The 20,024-nt window shown below is 47.2% G+C and carries 12 protein-coding genes and 1 tRNA gene; 1 reads left to right on the top strand and 12 read right to left on the bottom strand.

Features of this window, described 5'->3' with window-relative positions; genetic code table 11:
- Positions 1-5: 5 nt before the first annotated feature.
- The 9 genes from ACK8P8_RS11420 to ACK8P8_RS11380 all read right to left on the bottom strand — a co-directional run bounded on the left by ACK8P8_RS11420 (position 6) and on the right by ACK8P8_RS11380 (position 15,757).
- Complete coding sequence (locus ACK8P8_RS11420; RefSeq protein ID WP_099289862.1) at positions 6-926, bottom strand: ABC transporter ATP-binding protein; 921 nt, start codon at positions 924-926, stop codon at positions 6-8.
- A 26-nt stretch (positions 927-952) separates the two neighbouring features.
- Positions 953-3,526 carry a zinc-dependent metalloprotease gene (locus ACK8P8_RS11415; protein WP_369860481.1) on the bottom strand — a complete coding sequence of 858 codons (2,574 nt, stop codon included), beginning with the start codon at positions 3,524-3,526 and terminating at the stop codon, positions 953-955.
- An 8-nt stretch (positions 3,527-3,534) separates the two neighbouring features.
- A complete protein-coding gene (locus ACK8P8_RS11410) occupies positions 3,535-6,198 on the bottom strand; it encodes a zinc-dependent metalloprotease (protein ID WP_227217258.1) in 2,664 nt (887 codons plus the stop codon).
- Between the two features lie 157 nt (positions 6,199-6,355).
- The gene (locus ACK8P8_RS11405) at positions 6,356-7,939 is read right to left on the bottom strand and encodes a PKD-like family lipoprotein (protein WP_369860480.1); all 1,584 of its coding nucleotides are present in this window, start codon (positions 7,937-7,939) and stop codon (positions 6,356-6,358) included.
- A gap of 19 nt (positions 7,940-7,958) precedes the next feature.
- Positions 7,959-8,699 (bottom strand): DUF4843 domain-containing protein, encoded by a 741-nt coding sequence (locus ACK8P8_RS11400; RefSeq protein WP_227217260.1) that lies wholly within the window; start codon positions 8,697-8,699, stop codon positions 7,959-7,961.
- A 20-nt stretch (positions 8,700-8,719) separates the two neighbouring features.
- Complete coding sequence (locus ACK8P8_RS11395; RefSeq protein WP_369860479.1) at positions 8,720-10,288, bottom strand: RagB/SusD family nutrient uptake outer membrane protein; 1,569 nt, start codon at positions 10,286-10,288, stop codon at positions 8,720-8,722.
- 15 nt (positions 10,289-10,303) lie between these two features.
- Positions 10,304-13,714: a SusC/RagA family TonB-linked outer membrane protein gene (locus tag ACK8P8_RS11390; RefSeq protein ID WP_369860478.1), complete on the bottom strand. Its 3,411-nt coding sequence runs from the start codon at positions 13,712-13,714 to the stop codon at positions 10,304-10,306.
- Between the two features lie 103 nt (positions 13,715-13,817).
- A complete protein-coding gene (locus ACK8P8_RS11385) occupies positions 13,818-14,981 on the bottom strand; it encodes a FecR family protein (RefSeq protein WP_369860477.1) in 1,164 nt (387 codons plus the stop codon).
- Positions 14,982-15,184: 203 nt separating this feature from the next.
- Entirely contained in the window at positions 15,185-15,757 is a 573-nt protein-coding gene (locus tag ACK8P8_RS11380) for an RNA polymerase sigma factor (RefSeq protein WP_369860475.1), read from the bottom strand.
- 233 nt (positions 15,758-15,990) lie between these two features.
- Here ACK8P8_RS11380 and ACK8P8_RS11375 point away from each other — a divergent pair.
- Positions 15,991-16,067: transfer RNA gene (locus tag ACK8P8_RS11375), tRNA-Asn, on the top strand.
- A 49-nt stretch (positions 16,068-16,116) separates the two neighbouring features.
- Here ACK8P8_RS11375 and ACK8P8_RS11370 read toward each other — a convergent pair.
- From ACK8P8_RS11370 to ACK8P8_RS11360, 3 genes are all read right to left on the bottom strand, one after another.
- A complete protein-coding gene (locus ACK8P8_RS11370; protein WP_369860474.1) occupies positions 16,117-16,335 on the bottom strand; it encodes a hypothetical protein in 219 nt (72 codons plus the stop codon).
- The gene (locus ACK8P8_RS11365) at positions 16,322-16,489 is read right to left on the bottom strand and encodes a hypothetical protein (RefSeq protein ID WP_227217264.1); all 168 of its coding nucleotides are present in this window, start codon (positions 16,487-16,489) and stop codon (positions 16,322-16,324) included. The genes ACK8P8_RS11370 and ACK8P8_RS11365 overlap by 14 nt, the downstream gene beginning before the upstream one ends.
- Before the next feature lie 509 nt (positions 16,490-16,998).
- Positions 16,999-19,641, bottom strand: coding sequence for a sensor histidine kinase (locus ACK8P8_RS11360; protein WP_369860473.1), 2,643 nt, complete (start codon positions 19,639-19,641; stop codon positions 16,999-17,001).
- Between the last annotated feature and the right edge of the window lie 383 nt (positions 19,642-20,024).

Genomic DNA, 20,024 nt, shown 5'->3' with positions numbered 1-20,024 from the left:
GTGATTTACTTCTTTGATAACACGGCAAAAATGGAATCCATGGAATTTTTTTCCACCTGAATACCCGACAATCTCCATCCCTTCGCCACGCTGGTTTCCACGATACGTTCCGTTACCCCGGTAGCGTCGTCAAAGCGTACCCGGTAATTTTTACCGCCCAATTCCTCCACGCCGAGCACACCCTCGATGGCTTTCAACTCTTCCGCTGCCGGCGTGTTTATCAAAGAAACGACCAACGTGTCCGGCACGATATAATTGTCGAAATCATCCACCGTCCCGGCGAACACGAGCTGCCCTTCCTCGATCATCCGGATATAATCACATGTAGCCTGCACTTCAGACAAGATATGAGTCGACAGAATAATCGTCCGTTCCTCGGCAATCTCCTTGATCAAGTGGCGTATTTCCACGATTTGGTTCGGATCGAGCCCGTTGGTCGGTTCATCCAGCACCACGAAATCGGGGTTATGAATAATAGCCTGCGCTATTCCCAACCGTTGCTGGTATCCTCCCGATAAATTACGAATCAGACGTTTGGCGAAATGTGATATGCCGCAACGTACCATAACATCCCTCACCGCCCCGGGAATCTCTTTTCCCGGCATCAACCGCATATTCGCGCAATGAATCAAGTACTCCTCCACGGTAAGATCCGAATGTAAAGGTGGTTTTTGGGGGAGAAAACCCAGATGCTTCTTTGCCTCTACCGGGTTTTCCCGCAAATTGATTCCCTTGATCCAGACATCTCCCTGCGTCTGTTTCAACACCCCGCAAATGATATTCATCGTGGTTGATTTCCCGGCACCGTTCGATCCCAGCAACCCGTAAATACCATTTCCGGTGATTTCGAAACTTATATCCCGAATCGCCCATTGAATACTGTAACGATGGGATAAATTTTCCACTCTAATAATTGGTTCTTCCATACGTGATTTAATTATTTATACAAACATTATTTATTATCTAGCATCTTCCTGATCTTGTACAACAAATACTCGTAATGCAAACGTGTATCCCCCGTACTTTTCGTCACTGCCCCTTTCAACAAATCCTGAATCCGGAACAACATATTGAAGTAATGGTCTACCAGCACGTAATCACCCGGCATCACGACACGCATATTCGGCGAGAATCCGCCACGTTCTCTCGCTGTCATCATCATGCTTTCCACCTGCCGCCGATCGATACCCGGTAACTCCGCGAGTTCACTTTCCACCAATCCCTTGCGAGGCGTAAAATTCCCCGCCGTCGTGGCCGCAGTCGACGAGGCAACCACACTTCCCAGAAAGTCTTTTTGCAAATCCATCTCGTACTTCTTCAACGGGCGGTTCTTGATCGTACCTTCCCACACGGTATTGTAGATATCATTCACATATTCTTTCACGGAATAATCCCCGCCTTTCTCCGCACCGAGAGCCACGTATTTTATCCTGAATGTCAATGTTCCCAGTATGAAACCGCGAATCTGGTCTTCCATCGAATTTCTGATTTCCAGTTTACGCTCCACCTCTTTGTTATCCAGCCACGAGAGGTCTTTCGCCAGTTCGACCATATATTTCAAAGCCGCCCTTTGTGTTTCCCGGGGCACCACGACATAAGAAGGCGTGTTTTCATCCGAGAATGCCTCATGCTGGTAAAATCCGCCCAAATTCACGGAAAGGTCATTAATCCGCTTGCGCAATTGATACCCCAAAGCGTTATACATGGCCGCACGTTTCCGTTGATCGATATCCTCATCCGCATACCACCGGTAGAAATGCCGCAAAGAGAGTTTCAAGTTATTGATCGCGTAGCGTAAAGCCTTCAGGTGGTCATCGCCCAAATCCCCGGAGAAAGAGGTAGGATCATAATAATAGTAAGGCATTTTACCGTAACGAAGATTCGGGTTACCCCGTCCCTCCTTGATCCACCCGTCCAAAACGGCAAACTCATCCCAAGGTGTCGCCGCCGGGGAAATCGGTTTGTACAGCCAATGAATGACATAATAATCATACTCGCCCAATCCTTTGGGAGTCATTCGCACCCCCCGTTCCAAATCTCCCGGCTGGGCAATATAGTTACAGGGTACATCATCCATAATCGATGGACTTAGCCCGTACTCTCGCGTGAACGCGGGAGAACGCAACGAATCAACCGGGTAGACACTCGAAGCTCCCGCGTTGTAAAGGAGTCCCAAGTTGATTCCCGTTTCCCGCGTCACGGTTGAGCGAATCAGATCACCTACCATTTCTTCCGACAGGAAAGTCTTTCTCACCCCCGGGTCAGCAGCCATCGTGGTTAATTTCCGTTCGTCCTGCAAGCCGGACACCATGCCGTCATACAAATACAGGGAAGCATTCAATATCTCGCCCGTTCTCGGGTCTATATGCATTGAACTCTGCATATCCAACCACAGGGGAGCGTAACGAATCGTCGAATATTTTATATTATTAGCGTCAAACTCCGGGTCATTCCGCGGGAAATCCACCACCCGTACCGCATCTTTAAACCCGATTGCCTCAAACGCCCGATTCCACGCTTCCACGCCTTCTTTCACGTACTTTTTCCATGTCCGCGGCATCAATGAATCCATATAAAACACGATCGGCTTTTCAGGCTCGACCAATTCTCCCCGGTTATAAGCAGCCTCATCCGCCGGCTCCAGACGCCAACGCTTCGTGTAATGCGTTTGTTCCAGCGGTTTCCTCTCGTCCGGGAAATGAGAAACCCGTGTATAGGCAACCCCCAGACGGGGATCTGCCAGACGGGGTTTCATTTGTTCCTCGGGCAACTGCAACAGAATCTTATTCACGGTTACCGATACTTTCACGTCACCGGGAACTATCTTGAAAGCCCCGAACAAATATTGATTCTCCACGAACCCGAGTTCACACTGCACGGCAATGTTATTGTCAAAAGCTTTCACGTCTTTCAGGAAAGAGCATTCCTTTTTATAGTCATGCTCCCGGGCTATCCACCCGTAAAATGAATTGGCAGCGTACGGAGCAAAGGGAGTCGTGTACGGGGAATACTCCATAAATAGAGAGGTCATGTCTACCACGATAGCACTACTATCCGGTGTAAAAGCTAAAACTTTGAACATGGCGTAAATCCCGCCCGCGTTTGCTTGGTCTATCGCCTCGTCTATATTCCGCTGGTTACTGTTGTTCAGAGGTTTGTCAATTAACGAGATTCGAGCATGCAAAAACGAATCCAAACGGGTAAAACAAAGCGGCAAAGAATAACCGGCAAACTGCCCGACTACCCCTTCTCCGTTATCGCTGATATCTTCGATAGAAGAAACAAGCATCATATCCTTTCCCAACAACTCGACGGGAAATTCTACATATACTTTATCCTTCCATTTATGTACGGTCATCAACCCCTTGGCGGTCTTCATCGTCTTTCCCTTGAAGAGCTCGTCGTAAGGAGATTGTTTCTCTCGCTGTTCTTTTTTGGCATCTTGTTTTTTCTTCCTTGCCATCCCTTCATTACAAAGTCCGAACAAGAAAAAAGATACCCATATGATGCATATTATTCTTTTCATAGGATGAGTTATTTAAATGCTTGTTCCAACTTGTAGAGTAGTAACCGGTAATGCTGGCGGGTATCCTCAGAACCCGTGTTCGCCTTACTTTTTACCAGAACTTGTATTCTCTTCAACATATCGAAATACAGGTGATCCAACGGCTCAACGACCATATTGGAATTGACGTTCACCCAGTAACCGAAACCCTGCCGCTCGAGATACTTCGGTAAACTCTCCGGAACCGGAACCGCTTCCCCGCAAGCCTCTACCGTTTCCTGATTGGTAAACATACCTAACCATTCAGCGGGAAGAACACCGTATCTCTCTCTGCTTAAAGCCTTCACGCACTCCGGGACCTCTATCATCCGGCTCACGGACGCCACGGACAGGGGATCGCCGGATATTCCTTTCTTCGCCACCCCAGAGAACAGCATCACGTTAGACAACAGTTTCATTTGCAGATTCTTTTCCGGCACGGTGAGTGTTTTTCCTTTTTTGGTCGGGGCAAACACGAAATCCTGCACGTCCGCCAAGAACTCCCGCGGAGTGTATGTTTCCGGGTTCTCGTCCTTCACGGCACTCAACGCCACGGAAGCCAGACGGGACATCACCGCCCCGAATATTTTGTCTTCCAACTCGGAAGAAATATTACTCATCAACGGCCATTGCGCCTGCATCTTGGCAGCATTCAACCAATCCATGTTCCCGATCTGTTCCAACAGGAAACGAAGAGCCCGTTGCTGTTTCTCTTTCGGCACGACCGCGAAACTCGGCAACTCGTCCCCGTCATAACGCTCGTTCAGGTATAATCCCCCGATATTCAATAACACGTGATTCACGTAACGCACGTACTGGTAAACGATCTCGTTATACATTCCCTGACGGAAAGTATAGTCCGGGTCATCTTTCCCCACCCAATCGCTCATGTTATCCAATACATATTTCAGGTTCTTCACTCCATAAGCAGACGATTTCATAGCGTCATCCCCCAAGTCTTCCTCCACGGAACTCGGGTCAAAACGGGCAAAAATCTGTTGCTTCCCGTAACGATACACCGGGTCCCCCGACTTCTCGGTAATCCATTGATTCAGCGTCGGCACCTCTTCTTTAGCACTCTTGGCATCCAATAACGGGGTGTACAACCATTTGATAGCATACAAATCATACACGCCCAAGCGCGGCGGGGTCAATTTCACCCCCCGTTCTTTATCACCGGGTTGCGCCACGTAATTGTTACGGGCGTAATCCATGATCGAGTACGTCGTCCCGTATTTACCCGTGAACGACGGGGAGCGCAACGAATCCGTCGGTATGGCTGCCGAACCGGACATATTGTGCATCAACGCCAGACAGTGTCCTACTTCATGCGCCACCACGTAACAGATACATTCCCCCAAGGTTTCCTCGTCGAACATCACCTTGCGCACGTCAGCGTCAGCGGGAGAAGTCTGCAAGAAACGCCAGTCCTGCACCAGTTTCACCAGATTGTGGTACAAGTACACCGAGGCATTCAATATCTCGCCCGTCCGGGGATCCGTCCACGAGGGTCCCATGGCGTTCGCCACCGGCGACGGGGAATATCGTACACAGGAATACTTCAAGTTATCGGGATCAAACGCGGGATCATCCATTGGAAACTCCTTCGCGACAATCGCGTTTCTGAATCCTATTTCTTCAAACGCCTTTTGCCATTCCTCCACCCCGGCACGGATATACTTTTTCCAGCTTTCCGGGAAAGCGTTATCCACGTAGAACACGATCGGTTGCTTCGGTTCCACCAATCTCCCCTGCCTGAAAGCAATCTCGTCAGCAGGTTCCAACCGCCAGCGATTCGCGTAATACCTTGGCTCTATGCCCTTGTTCTCGTGACTGAAAGCGGATTTATTACTGTAAAATATCCCGATCCGCGGGTCGGCAAAACGGGGACGCATCGGCTCCTCCGGCAACAGCACGAAACTACGGGTCAATACCGCCGTGAACGGTAATTTATATATATAATAATATCTTCCGTCCCGCACGTTCACCTCGTAACTCAGGGAAGACTGTACACTCACGTTATCATCAAAAGCCTTTACCTTGCCCAACTGGGATTTATCTTTCTTGAACTCTTTCACAATCCAACACCCGCCCCCCAATATCGGCGCGTAGGGCGAAAACGGGGGCATCTGTTCGTTATCCGCCAGAAAGAACTCGCTCACGTCAACCACGACCGCCGTACTGTCCGGATTGTAAGCCTGAATACCAAAATTATGCATCACGGCGGGACGAGTACTCTCGGCAATACGCTGCCTCAAACTTTCCACGTCAGTTTCGTAAGACGTGTTCACCTGACGTAAACTGATAATGGAGTCCGTCCGGGTAAACACCACGTGCAACGGGTCTGTCGGCTTTTCCCCCACGCTCCCGAACCAGTTACTCGTGGTTTCCGAAATCGTGGAACCCAGCAACATATCCTTGTTCAACAAGTTAAACGGAATCTCGAAATACACCTTATTATCCGTCTTGTGGATTGTCAATAACCCTTTTACCGTTTCACAGGCTTTTCCCTTAAATAATTTCTCGTAAGGAGTTTCCTTTTTAGTTTCCTTGTCTTTAGCAGCCGCTTTCTTTTTCCTCGCAAACACGGCATCCCCGCTCCCTAGAGCCAAAGCCGCCACCAGCAAGAAAGAAATCCGAATTGATTTGTTCATAACTTCTTCATTTAAATTTCACACGTGATATTACACCAACACGTACTTTACACTCTTACGCGAAGGCAATCTAAAAAAGAAGGATGTGCCGATGTATCCATCAAGAACAGGAGTCCCGTGACACACCCTTCCGTTCATCTATTACTTATAAAACACACTAATACAAATCCACATACGTATCCGTGGCAAACTCCATCAAATCCACGACCTTACCACCCACGTTTACCCTTGTTTCCTCCATAATCACGGGATTCGCGATATCCGTCAGATCAACCAAAAAGAAATCTCCGTTCTCCAACCCGATTCCCAACCTGTTATAATTAATATTATACGCATTATAACGGACCACCGTAATCTCGTGGTCGAAAGTCATAAACGGGTAATCCACGTCGTTCACCCGATTCACGTAACGCAACTCGTTTCCCTTGGTATAAAACGTGTAAATATTCGAATAAGGTTTATAATCGGCAGCTGCCGTCAGGAATTTCGTTCCCTTAGGCAAATTCCCACCCGGGAAACGTATCAAACTGGCGTGTTCATGCTCCACGCAAAGTCCGTTATTCTTATTCAACACGAAATCAGCCATCCATGTATCGCCATTCGCATCATTAAATATCATAGAATACATCTGATTATCACCGTATGGTAGATTTTTATGAGAAGAGGCGTACAAATGCAACACTTCCGTTCCAGCGGGCATATCCCACACGGGAAGCGGATGATTTGTTCCCGCAATATACGTTACCGGTAATATACTGAAAGGAGCTCTCATCCGAATCATCAACACCCTCCTATTCAACTCGTCGTAACACGGGGAAGTAATATTTGAAGGGGTTCTTCCCTGACCGAAATCCGTCACCTTGTATCCCTTCTCGTCTACCACGTACGGGTCTGCCAGATACTTACCGCCCAACCAGTTATCACTCATAATCCGTCGGAACAAACGTCCGTCCTCCGTCGCTATCCATGACACCTGTCCCCCGTGGAACACGTTGGAAATATTAAAGTTCGCCGGAATCCCGTCTTCAAATTCCTCTTTCACGTCCCCCACCGCCAATAAATTCTCATTATTCAACGTGTAACCGGACTGACTCGTGACAATCGTGGTCGCCCCCATGGGTGCAGATATATGCTTTGCCACGTGGTAACGCAATCTGCGAGGAGTGCCCGGCAATTTCATCCCGGGGTTCAACTCTTCATAAACGTTATCATACAACGTGTAAGTCGTCGTCGACATTCCCCCGACAGTCCTTCTCTTTATTTTATAAAAAGAAAGTTTCGAGTCCGCCCCGTTTTCCGAAAGAATCAGCCAATCTCCCTTGTAATACATGGGGCGGATAGTCAACCACGTGCGAACCATATACTTTATATCGGTTGTTTTGTCTATAATCGCGTAAGTACCGCTTCCGCCCGATGTTTCGGAAAAAGGCAGATTCAACTTCTTCACGATAGTATCCGCCGGCATTCTCAGATTCCGGTCTTCGGAGAAAAGAGTCCCGTTAAACCTCCACTCGTAGCGGGCGTTTGCCAATGCCGTCGCCGAATCTTTATCAAAACGGAACGGCACATTCACGTTAATCGTATCCCCCGCGTACGTGGTAATGTATAAAGGACTTTGCGTGTAGTTCCACAACCATGTCGGCTCGTTTGTCTCTTTCAGATCATAATTTCCCTCGTCTTCAAAACATCCCGTCAGGAAGAAGATAAAAAGGAAATATCCTATTGTTATCAGATTCTTCATACTCTCTCGTTTTTGATAATTAAATTGCGACCTTCATTATACTTCCGTCCTCTTCGGTAACCGGCGGATTTTGCTCACTCAACCAAGCCTTGAATTTCATCACCAGCTTGATCGCCTGATCCGGACGCTCCTGTATCAAACGGGCACTCATCTCCGCATTCGTGTCAATCTCGTTCAGGAACAACTTGTATTTCTTCTCGGAATAAGTACCCAACAGATTATTTGTCACTTCGGTTGTCCACCAATCCGGTTTTATCGCTATTGTCGATACAATAATTTTTGCCCGACAACGTTCATACTGCCCTAACCCTATCATCTCATTCGGTACCAATTCCACGATCAACCTCACGGGAGCGTCGTCCATCCGGGCACTACGGTGTATTTTCACGAAAACCGTGTCTTTCACTTCCGTGGCGTCCTCCCCGACTGTGGTCGATTTAAACGTGTACACTGGTTCCAGCGTGTATTCCTCCCCAACGGCTGTCGTCCCGTCTGCCACCGTTTTCAACCCGAAAGTGACATCAGACGTCAGAAGTCGTCCGGATAAACACACGACCAGAGGAATCTCTATATCCCGCGTACCGTCCGGATAAAAGAAATAAGAAATAACCGTGGAATCAGCCGAGGCCGTACCCGGGTATACTTCGTCCATATAAAATTTCTCGAAAAAGATTTCTCGCCCGTCGTTAAAAGTCGGAATCTTCTTTTCCGTACAAGCAAAAAGCAAAGCCGGTAATATAAATAATATACACTTTTTCATATCTCTCAATTGAAAAATTATTACAATGATTCATTCGTTGGTATCGGTAATAAATATTCAGACCTGTTTAGCGGTCGAATAACATTTCTACCAAAATTCACCGCGGCGTTCAACCGTTTATATAAATAAAACAACTGTCCCTCGGCAATCCACTCCCGGCGGGCATCACGTATCAGTTCCTCCTCGAATTCCGCCCAATTCGATATGGAAATTGCCTCGGAACAACCTCTCCGGCTCCTGATCTCCGTCAAGATACTTTTAGCCTCTGCAAAATTTCCTTGCCGGGCATAATATTCAGCCATAATATAACGCATCTCGGTAGCGCGGATAACGGGAAGTATCGTCACGTTATTATCTCTCACTGACTCGTTCTCGCTATAATACCATTTTCCGGAGAGAGGATATTGACCGTTCCCGTAAAAGATCATATTCAAAGAACGATAGTCAAGGACAGACTCATCCGTACCCTCGCGGGTTTCAAACGTCTTCTGATTCGTCCTGTTTATGACCAACCACGTCGGGTACCCGTTCGATTGCGGGGTAAAGAACTTCGACAAACTCAATTCATCATAAGCCTTTTCATTATAAACGGCAAAAATCAAATTACTCACCACCCGCAGATCACTCTTTGAGTTCCAGTTCGTGCTGGTCACTCCGGAATAATCATCGATGGCGAAAGCCTTCTGCCAACCGTAATAATCCTTCACCTCGAAAGCCATCACTTCCCGGGCGTATTCGAAAGCCTTTTGTTCCAACTCGGCGTATTGACATACCCGTGCCAGCAATGCCGTTATCGCGTAGTAATTCAACCGATACCCCCGCCCCTTGAAGAAATTCTCGATTCTCAAATTACTATTGTCATAGATTTCCGTACCGAACGAAAACGTGTTATAGAAACGCACTTTCCCGGTAATCAACGTCCCTACGCCCACGTTACAGGTATCCCATTCCGCGACCAGCGTTCTGGCATACTCCAAATCCGTGATCACCTTGTCCAGAAACGGTTTGACCGCTATCGGGATAGCCGTGATATCGGGATAAGTTTCCACGTAAGGAACATAGATTTTCCCGTCATCATTCACCGGTGACGGGGCAAACAACCTCAACATATCAAAATGCATCAAAGCCCGGCACGCATAAGCCTCTCCCAAGATCAGATTCTTCTCCATTTCCCCCTGCGCGAACAAGTCCGGCGACTCGTTCGCCACGTTCTGTATCAGATTATTTGCATTCGCCACCACGTTAAAGGCTTGTCTCCATGTACTTTCTATCAGCGCGATCGCATCCGTCGTCATGTAATTAAATCCGGCGATATCCACGTATTTCTGGTCATAAGTGATAGTAGTACCCAAATCCATCTGGTACTGTTGGGAAATACAATCCACCATCCCGAACGACAACTCCCGCCCGTACAAACTGGCAGTTCCCATAGTTTTATACAATCCGTTCAGCGAGGCACGGTACCCGTCCCCAGAATTAAAAAGCTCGTCCTCCGTCACCTGCGTTTCCGGCTTCAAATCCAACCAAGAATCACAAGACACGAGGAAGAATAACGATGATATAATAATTATATTTATACAGGTTTTCATATCTCTAACTTTTAATTAAAAACCAATACTCAAGGTAAAACTGTAATTCTTGGCATACGGGTAATTAATACCCCGTTCCTCTTTCACCGTCGACCACCGGCACAAGTCATTAGCGTTAAACCGCAATCCCAATGAAGTCAATCTCCATTTCGAGATCATCTCTCTCCTGAAATCATAACCGACGGACAAACTGGCAAACTCCACGATATTTTCATCCTGAACGAAACGAGTCGTCGGGCGGGTTGATATCTGCTGTCCCAAGTCATAGAACGGAGCTATGTCTCCCGGTTTCCTCCACCTGTCGGAAAGCACCCTTTTGTCCACGTTACTAGTTTTGATATCAACCTCTTCTACCTTCTTCAACAACGTTTCGTTATACGTCTGTCCTCCCCACTGGTACCGGAAAGCGGCATTCAGATAAATCCCCTTGAACCCCACGTTAATGGCAAAAGTACCCTGAGCATCCGGAGACTCATCTCCCACCACTACCTGATCGTCCGCGCACCACGTGTAAGTACTGGTTCCTCCTTTTTTAATAAACTTCTCTTTCCCGTTTGCCGGATCAATTCCCGCAGAACGAACAGCATAAATTGCCGTTGTCGAGGCTCCCTTGTAATACTTCCGGAGGGGGGTCGCTTTCAACGCACTGTACCCGTAGCGGGCCTCGTAATTCTCGTCAATAGCCTTGTTATAAGCTTCAGAAGCAGCACCCAGTTCCGTAATCTCGTTTTTATTCGCACCCAGATTCCCGATCAAAGTAATCACCCAATCTTTATCCCTGTAAACGGTTGCCATCAAATCCAACTCAAAACCTTTGTTCACCACTGCACCCGAATTAGAACGATACTCGGAAAAACCGGAAGAAGGGCGTATAGAAATCTGATCGATCAAATCCTCTGTTTTCTTGTTATAATAATTGGCAGAGAAAGTAATACGATCATTCAGGAATCCCAACTCGATACCGGCATCTAATGTTTTCGTCGTTTCCCATTTCAACTTCGGGTTACCCAAGTACACCAGATAAGCGGCAGGCCCCGTGTAATACCAACCATCCGCGTCAATCTCGTAAGTGGTTACAGCCGTGTACGAGGGGAAATTCACCTTACCCGTACTTCCATACGATGCACGTACCCGCAACTTGCTCAATATCCCGTTATCTTTCAGCCAGCTGTAATTATGCACGTTAATACCCGCGCCCAATGACCAGAACGGGGCAAAACGCTTGTCCGAGCCGAACTGAGAGGAACCGTCCAACCGGAACGAACCGTCGAACAGATAGATATCGTTAAAGGAATAGTTCACAGATGCCAAGAAACCGAATAAACGGCTTTCCGTCTTGCCAACGGTAGTCTTATCCGGTTGTAAAGCCGCGAATGCCGCACTATGCAGGTTACCCAACTGAAATCCTCTAAAACCCATATTATGACTTTCCGAATGATCCTGTTTCGCATTGATACCCAACGTGGCGTTTATAAAATGCTTGCCCAGCGCCCTGTTGTAATAGAACATGGCGTTCACGTTCCAATTATACCCGCTACTCAGGTTTTTGGTCAAACGCCCCTTTTCCTGTGCGTCATAATAATCATAAGTCGGATCGTTCGGGTCAGAGAAACTCTCCGTCGTCTGTTCGGTCTTCGTTATACTGAATTGTCCCTTGAACTGTAACCCTTCCAGTATGTACAGATTAATACTGAAATTATCCATAAACTCGTGGTAACGGCTCCGTCCCGAATAACTTCGCAAATTTTTAACCTTCCACAACGGGTTTATCGCCCCCGCAAACCCCGAGAAATTCTTCAGCAAATTCCCGAAATCGTCATAAATCTCGTAATAGGGAAGTAAATTAACGTACGTACTGAACAATCCATAAGGAGAATCCTCCGAACGGGTAGAATTGTAGGACACGTAATTCCGGATTTGCAACTTCTTGTAACGGTAATCCAAAGACATCCCCGCCCCCATGCGGTCACGATAAGAGCCTTTCATCGCTCCCCCGTTACTGTCATAATTAAAATCAATAGAGTAACGGATGCTCTCCACCCCACCTTCTACATATAACGTGTGCTTGTGATTGAACACGTTACGTAAAGGTCGAGCCAACCAATCCGTGTCAACCCCTCTCAGTATCTTGTTCTTCACCGTGTTATAATCAATATCCAAACTGGCTTGAGTACTCGTGTTATCCGACGTGTACACGCCCGCGAGCCGCTCCGCTTCCAATTTCTCGACGGCATTACACATATTATAATCGGACAAATCCGGCAACACGGCACCGCCCGTAAAATTATAAGAAATACGCATTTCTCCCGGTTTCGGGGCTATCGTCGTAACGACCACCACACCGTTGGCCGCACGGGAACCATACATGGCGGTCGCCGCGGCATCCTTCAATATCGTGACATTCTCCACCCGGTTCATATCCATGTCGTAAATCTTCTGCACGCTCACCTCGAAACCATCCAGAATAAACACGGGCAAATTAGGATTATCCGTCAGATTCGTCCGTTGCGTCTGTTTCATATACTCCGTTTCCAAACTTTTATTCATCCCGATACTCGACTCGCCGCGGATATTTATCTCCGGCAAGGCGTTCGGGTCTGACCCCCACAATGAATTAGGCCGGATACGGAAAGAAGGGTCAAAATTCTGTAACGCCGAAATCATATTCTGGTTATTCGCCTTTAGCAACTGATCCCGGTCCACGGAAGTCACGTTACCCGTGAAACTCGATTTTCGGATATTCGCATATCCCGTCACCACAACATCTTCCAATGCGATCTTATCCTCTTTCATCACCACCCGGAGAGCCTTGCGAGTTTCGCCTTTCTTTAGGGCAGCGATCTTCACGTATCGCATTTCCATCCCGACAAAAGTAAAAACCAGCGTTGCCGTATCAACAGGCAAAACAATACTGAACCCGCCATCGATATCAGTAGCGACACCCACGGTCGTTCCCCTGATCACCACCGTTACCCCCGGCAACGGCTTCCCCGTTTCGTCCACCACCGTACCTTTCACCGACTGGGCAACATTTTTCTTGTCGGTCGTGTCGCAGGCAAGCACCTCGTTCGTTTTCCGGATAACAATCAATTTATCCTCCACGAAATAAGTCAACCCCGTACCTTTCAAGCATTCGCGGAGAATCTCGTCTATTTCCACCGCCTTAAACCGCTTGTTCAACTTGTTGACACTCGCCACCTCGCTGTCCTTGTAAATAAAATAATAATCACTGTGCTGGCGAATCTCTTTCATTAAATCCTCGAATGTCGCGTTCTTCAGGTTAAAACTGAACACCACATGTTGCGAATGTACTGCCGCAGATAAATGCATAGCCGTACAAAAAAGGAAAAGAGCTAGAAAACGCATAGTTAATAAGATTTTTCGTATCCCCGACCAACGGAGATAACATTCTCGATTTTTTTTCATACATTTGTACCATTATATGATTAAACAATGCCCGCCCGGTTGCACCCGGTCGGGAGTCATACATGAGCGGTTAGAAGTTGCACCTTCCTATCGCTCATTTGCTTTACTCAGCCTCTACAACAACGGTCTTCCCTTGCACGGTAAACCGCACTCCACCCAAACTCTCGAACACGTTCAGCAACGTTTCCGCATTCTCGTAACGTTTCAATCTTCCGGAGAATATAATATCCTTCACCCCCGCATTCTGGTAAAATACCTCGACATCATACCACTTGGATATCAACGTCATGATATCCTCCAAACGTTGGGATTCAAACAAATACACCCCGTCTTTCCAAGACACGAACAACTCGACGTCCACTTTCCGCACATCGTTCCTCCCGCTCGTCTTATCATACACCAGTTGTTCCGACGGGCTCAACACGGCAACCTCTCCCGATGAATCGTCCACTTGCACGGCACCTTCCACCAGTGTCGTCATAATACACTCCTCGTCACTGTACGCCCGCACGTTAAACTTCGTTCCAAGCACTTTTATATCAATCTTCCCCGTGTTCATGATAAAAGGTCGCCCGGCATCTTCCGCCACCTCTGCGAATACCTCCCCGCTCACCCATATCCTGCGTTCTTCCCCCAAGAATGCAACGGGAAAACGGATTGAACTTTCCGAATTCAACCATACCTTCGTCCCGTCGTCCAAAGTCACGTTGAACTCCGCCCCGCGGGGAACCCGTATCGTGTTGTACACTTCCTCCTCGACAGAACTCGTGTCCTTCCCGGTATAAACCAACCCACCCCGGTTACTCACGATTCGCTTACTCCCGTCCACCACCGTAAAATTCTCCCGGTTCAACGCCTTGCTACTCCCGTCTGACAGCGTCAACGTCGCCATCGACTTGCCCGGCAATAAAGTCATCTCTCCCGGGTACTCCTGCCGCACGGAGTCCACCCGCTGTTCCAACAAGAAAAAAGTCACCAGCAACGGCAGAATCACCACGGCTGCCGCGGCTGCAATACGCCTCCACTCGATACGCCGCTGATGCCGTATAGCACGCCTCAACCGATCAAAATTATAATACTCGTCGAACCGTCGGTAAATGGCCTCCTTGTCCCGGTATGAAGCAGCCGCAATCAACCGTTCAAATACCTCCCGGTGTTCTGCGGCAGCTCCCAACCATCGGGTCAATTCCCCAAGTTGCCCCTCCGTGATCGAACCGTCAATATAAGCATAAATAATATCCGCGATTTTCAAATTCTCTTCCGACATATTCTATTCTCTTTTTAACCCTATAACACGAAAAAGTACACGGCATACTATCCATACCCACATTTTTTTTCCAACTCTCAATTGTAAGGACAATTGAGAGTTGGAAAAGTTGCAGGTTGCATTTGCCTTCGGCAAGTTACAGGTTGCTTTTCAAGACGGTATTTTAACTCCTCCTCTGTTCATCGAGCAGGAAAAAACTTGAATTAATTAATATGATTTACATCGACAAAATAAAAAAGAAACAACAGGAATATCTTGTCTTTCAACCGAGCACGGAGAATCTCCCGGGCACGGGCACGCTGATTGCGTACCGTGTTTTCCGACACTTCCAACACTTCGGCGATCTCCGATATGGACATATCCAGCAAGGTAAGGTTAAAAACTTTCTTCATTGCCTCGGGCAAACGCTCCACCTCGTTCCGGATCCGGCGATGTAACTCTTCCTCGATCACGAAACAATCATCCTCCTCGACAAAAGTTTCCGGAACCGTATCATTCAAGGAAATCTTTTTCACCCGCACCCGATCCCGATTATAATTCAAGCAGGCATTACGCACCGAAAGATACATGAACGAACGCAAAGAATAAATCGCCTCGAAATCCTCCCGGCGAGCCCATACCTTTATAAATACTTCCTGCACGATATCGGCAACGGCTGCATCATCTTTGACAAAGCGACTCCCGAAGGCACATAAGGCATGAAAAAATAAGCGGTAAACCTCCTTTAACGCCTTTTCCTTACCTTGATTCAAATCCCGAAGTATATTTATCTCCATATCAACCATTACGTTCTTTCGCTAATTCTTACAAATATATAAAAAAACTAATACTTTATACAGAAACCAAAATAAAATATACTTACCTCCAATTCAAACGAAATCCTATTTCTTTGATTTTTAATCACCTGACAAGACACTAAAAATATTTTGTATCATTCAACAATTTTTTCTCCAAATAATTTTGCTCGATAGTACAAAACCCCTATATTTGCATCGCTTTTGAAAAAAATTCCTTAGTAGCTCAGTTGGTTAGAGCGGCGGACTGTTAATCCGTAGGTCGTAGGTTCAAGTCCTACCTGAGGAGCCAAGCAGGGTGAACCGACAGAAATGTCGGTTTTTTTCTTTTATACAATTCTTCATTCCAACCTCCTTTTTGAAAGAGTCGGGATATTCTCGCGAAGAAAGACGTGTAGAACGAGCGTCCGCAGGGGAAGATAGGGGGTAATCTCGCACGTGAAATAATCGTTCTCCGAAAATTTCGAATTATCCTCCCGCTCGAAGAAAGGGTACAGGTGCACGCATGTTCCCCGCGCCGGGTCAAGGGAGAACACGGCTTTTCCGTCACCTCTCCACACCCCGCCCGTTCTTGCTGTACAGCCTTGCCGCCCGCCTCCACGAGGATACCTCTCCCAGTTCCAGCAGGAACTCAGTCACCAGTCGTTTCCCGTTGGTGAATTTGTTTATCGCTTGTTCCCGTCCGGGGGTACGTTTCCATTTTTTGCCGGACACGTTCCTGTTTCTCCTTCTCCGGATAACGGGATTGCCCAGCCGCCAGTAGAGAGTGGCGGTGGTTCCCCTGACCGTTTTTTCCCATGTAATAATTCTAAATCTGTTCTTATCATGATACTCTCTTTTCTTATATAATAGATTTTTCGTAAAAAATACCCCCCCTTTATAACGTAAAAAAAATAAAAACGGGATGTTTTTTTTGATTTTCTGCCTGGCAAGGGGGTATTTCTCCCGTTTGAATGCCCGGGGTGAGGCTAACAGGTCGCCCGCTCGCTCAAGGAGTTCGCGAGGATGTCACGTTTTTCCGGGGAGTACCGTGAATGTGCTGTTATCGTGCTGTTAAACCGCCTTGTCGGGTTAGCGGCAATTCAAGGGCAGGTTAAAAGCAGGTTTACGTGAAGCGCAACAGTACCGTCCCCCCCCTGTAAATAAATAAAAAACAATAAAATAACCTGCAACTTGCCGAAGGCAAATGCAACATGTAACTTGCAACTCGCCGAAGGCGAAAACTACACTGTCTCCGGTCTTTTATAAGGTATTCTAAAATAAACCGTCGTTCCCTTACCGGGTTCCGAGGTCAAATAAATTTCTCCGTCCAACAACTCGATAATCGCCTTGCATATCGGCAGACCGAGTCCCGTTCCCTGCACGAACTCGTTCGCCTTGAAAAACCTGTCGAAAACATGCCCGAGAGATTCTTTTGATATTCCGATACCCGTATCCTCCACGAAACACTCGATCCAGTTTCCGTCATCCGATACTTTCGCACCGACGGCAACATGCCCGCGGGAAGTGAATTTCTTCGCGTTTCTTACCAGATTCAAAAACACCTTTGTCAACTTAATCTCGTCAGTTATAACCAGCAACTCTTCCCGTGGTCCCCGTTCAATAAATTCTACTCCTTCCGCGGCGTTCAAATGCCCGATATCCAACACCGAATGCACGAGAAAACGCATATCACACACACCCGGGTAACACATTTCCTGCCCCGCTTCCAGACGCGACAAGTCAAGCACGTCATCCAGCAACCCCAACAAATCCCTGCTGTTATTTGAAATTGAATCCCTGAACAACTTTCTCTCCTCGTCCGAATACCCTTCCTCCGTCATCAAATTGGTGAAGCCGACAATACTGTTCAACGGTGTTCTGATCTCGTGTGAAATATTCGCCACGAAAGCGGATTTCAACCTGTCCGATTCCTCCGCCCGCCGCAGGGCGCTCGCCAACTCCTCTTCCGCCTGTTTATGCTTGTCGATGCTTATGCCCATCCCGTAAAGATACTGCACCTTCTTCCCGTCTGCCATCACGACTATTTCCATGACACCCCGGCTTGCCCACCAGTGATAATTCCCCGTTCGCGAGAAATCGACCCGACATTCAATGGCAAATTCCTTCATCTTCCCCTCCAACACTCGCTGAAAAACAGAGATGACGCTATCCCTGTCATCCGGGTGAATATGTGCCACAAACTTGTTCAAAGTATTCAGGTTTTCCTTCACGAACTCGTCTTCGGCAAAGCCCTCGCCGATATTCAATATATCATTCTCGACATCGTAATACCACGAGAACGCCTGTAGAGCGTTCACCGAAATACGCAGGAATTTCTGTTGCTGCCACTCCCTCGTTATATCCCGGAACATAATCACCGCACCGTAAACCTCGTTATCGAAGTTCAACAAAGGAGAGATGCTACCCGCCACCTTTTGTATCGGGGCATCCCCACCGGGAATCAACACGGTATCCAAAGCCAGATCCTTACGCGCTTTCTCCCGCATCACACCTTCCGCCAACTCCTCGATACCATGCCCCACTTTATCTCTGGCGACTTCACAAACCTCGTGAAGCGGCTTTCCGATAATCTTCCCCGCAAGTCCCAATCCCTCGACCGTGGCGCGATTCAACTCGATAATCCGCAATTCTTTATCCACGACCAGAATACCCTCGCTCATGGAAGATAAGGTGTTCGATAAGATTTCCGTTTTTTCTTTTAACATGGTTGCCATTTGCTGGGCTGCCTTTTCGAGATACCCGCTCCGGCGTAACATTTTCCGGTAACGCAACTGGTACAAGACCAGACATACCAACATAAATACCAGAACACAGAAGACCAAGCATATAGCCACGATGTAAGTTTTATACGTGATCCAAAACGTGCCTCGGTTATTCAAAATCACCTTGTCTGACGGTAGTTCGGAATGTTTCAAACGCCACATTCTTAACAGATTGTCATCGAACACGTGAACCGGCTTCAACGTGTCGACAGGAATAGAGCGAACAGATTTCCCTTTCAACACGTCCACCGCCATTTCCCCCAGCCGGGTACCCTGCTGTCCTAATGTAGTAACGTACCCACCGAAAACCCCTTTCCCCAGACCGCGGTCAAAAGCCGTGAAAACCGGTACCGCGGACTCGTTCGCATACGTGGCGTAATAAATATCCGGATTAAGATAGTCCCCGTTCTCCCCCTGTTGCCAAGTGGTCAAAATAACAAATGAAAGCGGGAATATATTCTGCAATTCACTCGCGAAAGCATCCACTCCCATCGTGGTATCGCTCACGAAATAAAGGGGAAAATCTTTCGTGTACTTCTCCAGTTGTTTCCTTGCCAGACGAGCTTGAACCTGTCCCTCCTCCGTCCGGTCCGAATAGACATATACTTGCTGCACCTCAGGGAACAACTTGCGTCCGGACAAGAATACTCTCTCGTAATCAACCGGATAAACCACTCCCGTCACGTTATCCCGACCGGATACACACCGGTAATCGGTCATCCCGCAAAAGATAACGGGAATCTCCCGGGTCAAAGGAATATTTAAAGAAAAAAGAGCGGCGGCAGCCTCTTCGTCCGACGCCACGATTAAATCCATATCTCCTTTTATATCCCTCAAGCAGGAATCCAACACCCGACGCCTCTCTTCCGCGTTCAACACTTTCTTGGCTCCCAGATAGATTTCTTCCAGTTCCATCTTAAACGGGGCTGAACGGAATTGTTGGATGAAAGATACCGACATCCTTTGATTCGCGGCTTGCCCTGCTTGATTCGAGCTAATAAACAATATTCTCTCGCTCGCAGGAGCAACCGTCGCTCCTCCTTGGGCACGAAACACGAATCCACTTAAAAATATTACCAATAATAATCGGATTATTTTCATCAAGGAATATTTTATAACAACCACAATATTTATTTTGTAAAGGTAATGTTTTTTAGTCAACAATTATCCAAGAATAGCCTATTTTGTTATTTCTTCGCTCGTGTAAATTATTTATACATCCAAATAAACTCGCCATACAGCTACTTAAAAAAGGTAAAAACAAAGCAGCTATCAGCGCAGAAAATAATTAATACATTATACTAAAGATAAAATCCTATCATCAAGACGTACCATGAATATTCTCTTTCAAGTAATTCCAAATATTATATATCAATCTGGTATACAGCAAAATATATTACCACTCAAGCCTACCATCCAACCCGGTTCATATCATATTCCCCCTATATTGCTTGAAACACATATTAAAATCATTGTTGTTTTTT

Origin of the sequence: Butyricimonas muris, assembly GCF_046365375.1 — a bacterium.
In the GTDB taxonomy this organism is placed as follows: Bacteria; Bacteroidota; Bacteroidia; order Bacteroidales; family Marinifilaceae; genus Butyricimonas; species Butyricimonas muris.
This window is presented reverse-complemented; position numbering and strand designations above follow the sequence as displayed.

Coding starts and splice junctions, on each gene's coding strand:
- ACK8P8_RS11420 (WP_099289862.1), bottom strand. CDS start 926: ATGGAAGAACCAATTATTAGAGTGGAAAATTTATCCCATCGTTACAGT.
- ACK8P8_RS11415 (WP_369860481.1), bottom strand. CDS start 3,526: ATGAAAAGAATAATATGCATCATATGGGTATCTTTTTTCTTGTTCGGA.
- ACK8P8_RS11410 (WP_227217258.1), bottom strand. CDS start 6,198: ATGAACAAATCAATTCGGATTTCTTTCTTGCTGGTGGCGGCTTTGGCT.
- ACK8P8_RS11405 (WP_369860480.1), bottom strand. CDS start 7,939: ATGAAGAATCTGATAACAATAGGATATTTCCTTTTTATCTTCTTCCTG.
- ACK8P8_RS11400 (WP_227217260.1), bottom strand. CDS start 8,699: ATGAAAAAGTGTATATTATTTATATTACCGGCTTTGCTTTTTGCTTGT.
- ACK8P8_RS11395 (WP_369860479.1), bottom strand. CDS start 10,288: ATGAAAACCTGTATAAATATAATTATTATATCATCGTTATTCTTCCTC.
- ACK8P8_RS11390 (WP_369860478.1), bottom strand. CDS start 13,714: ATGAAAAAAAATCGAGAATGTTATCTCCGTTGGTCGGGGATACGAAAA.
- ACK8P8_RS11385 (WP_369860477.1), bottom strand. CDS start 14,981: ATGTCGGAAGAGAATTTGAAAATCGCGGATATTATTTATGCTTATATT.
- ACK8P8_RS11380 (WP_369860475.1), bottom strand. CDS start 15,757: ATGGAGATAAATATACTTCGGGATTTGAATCAAGGTAAGGAAAAGGCG.
- ACK8P8_RS11360 (WP_369860473.1), bottom strand. CDS start 19,641: ATGAAAATAATCCGATTATTATTGGTAATATTTTTAAGTGGATTCGTG.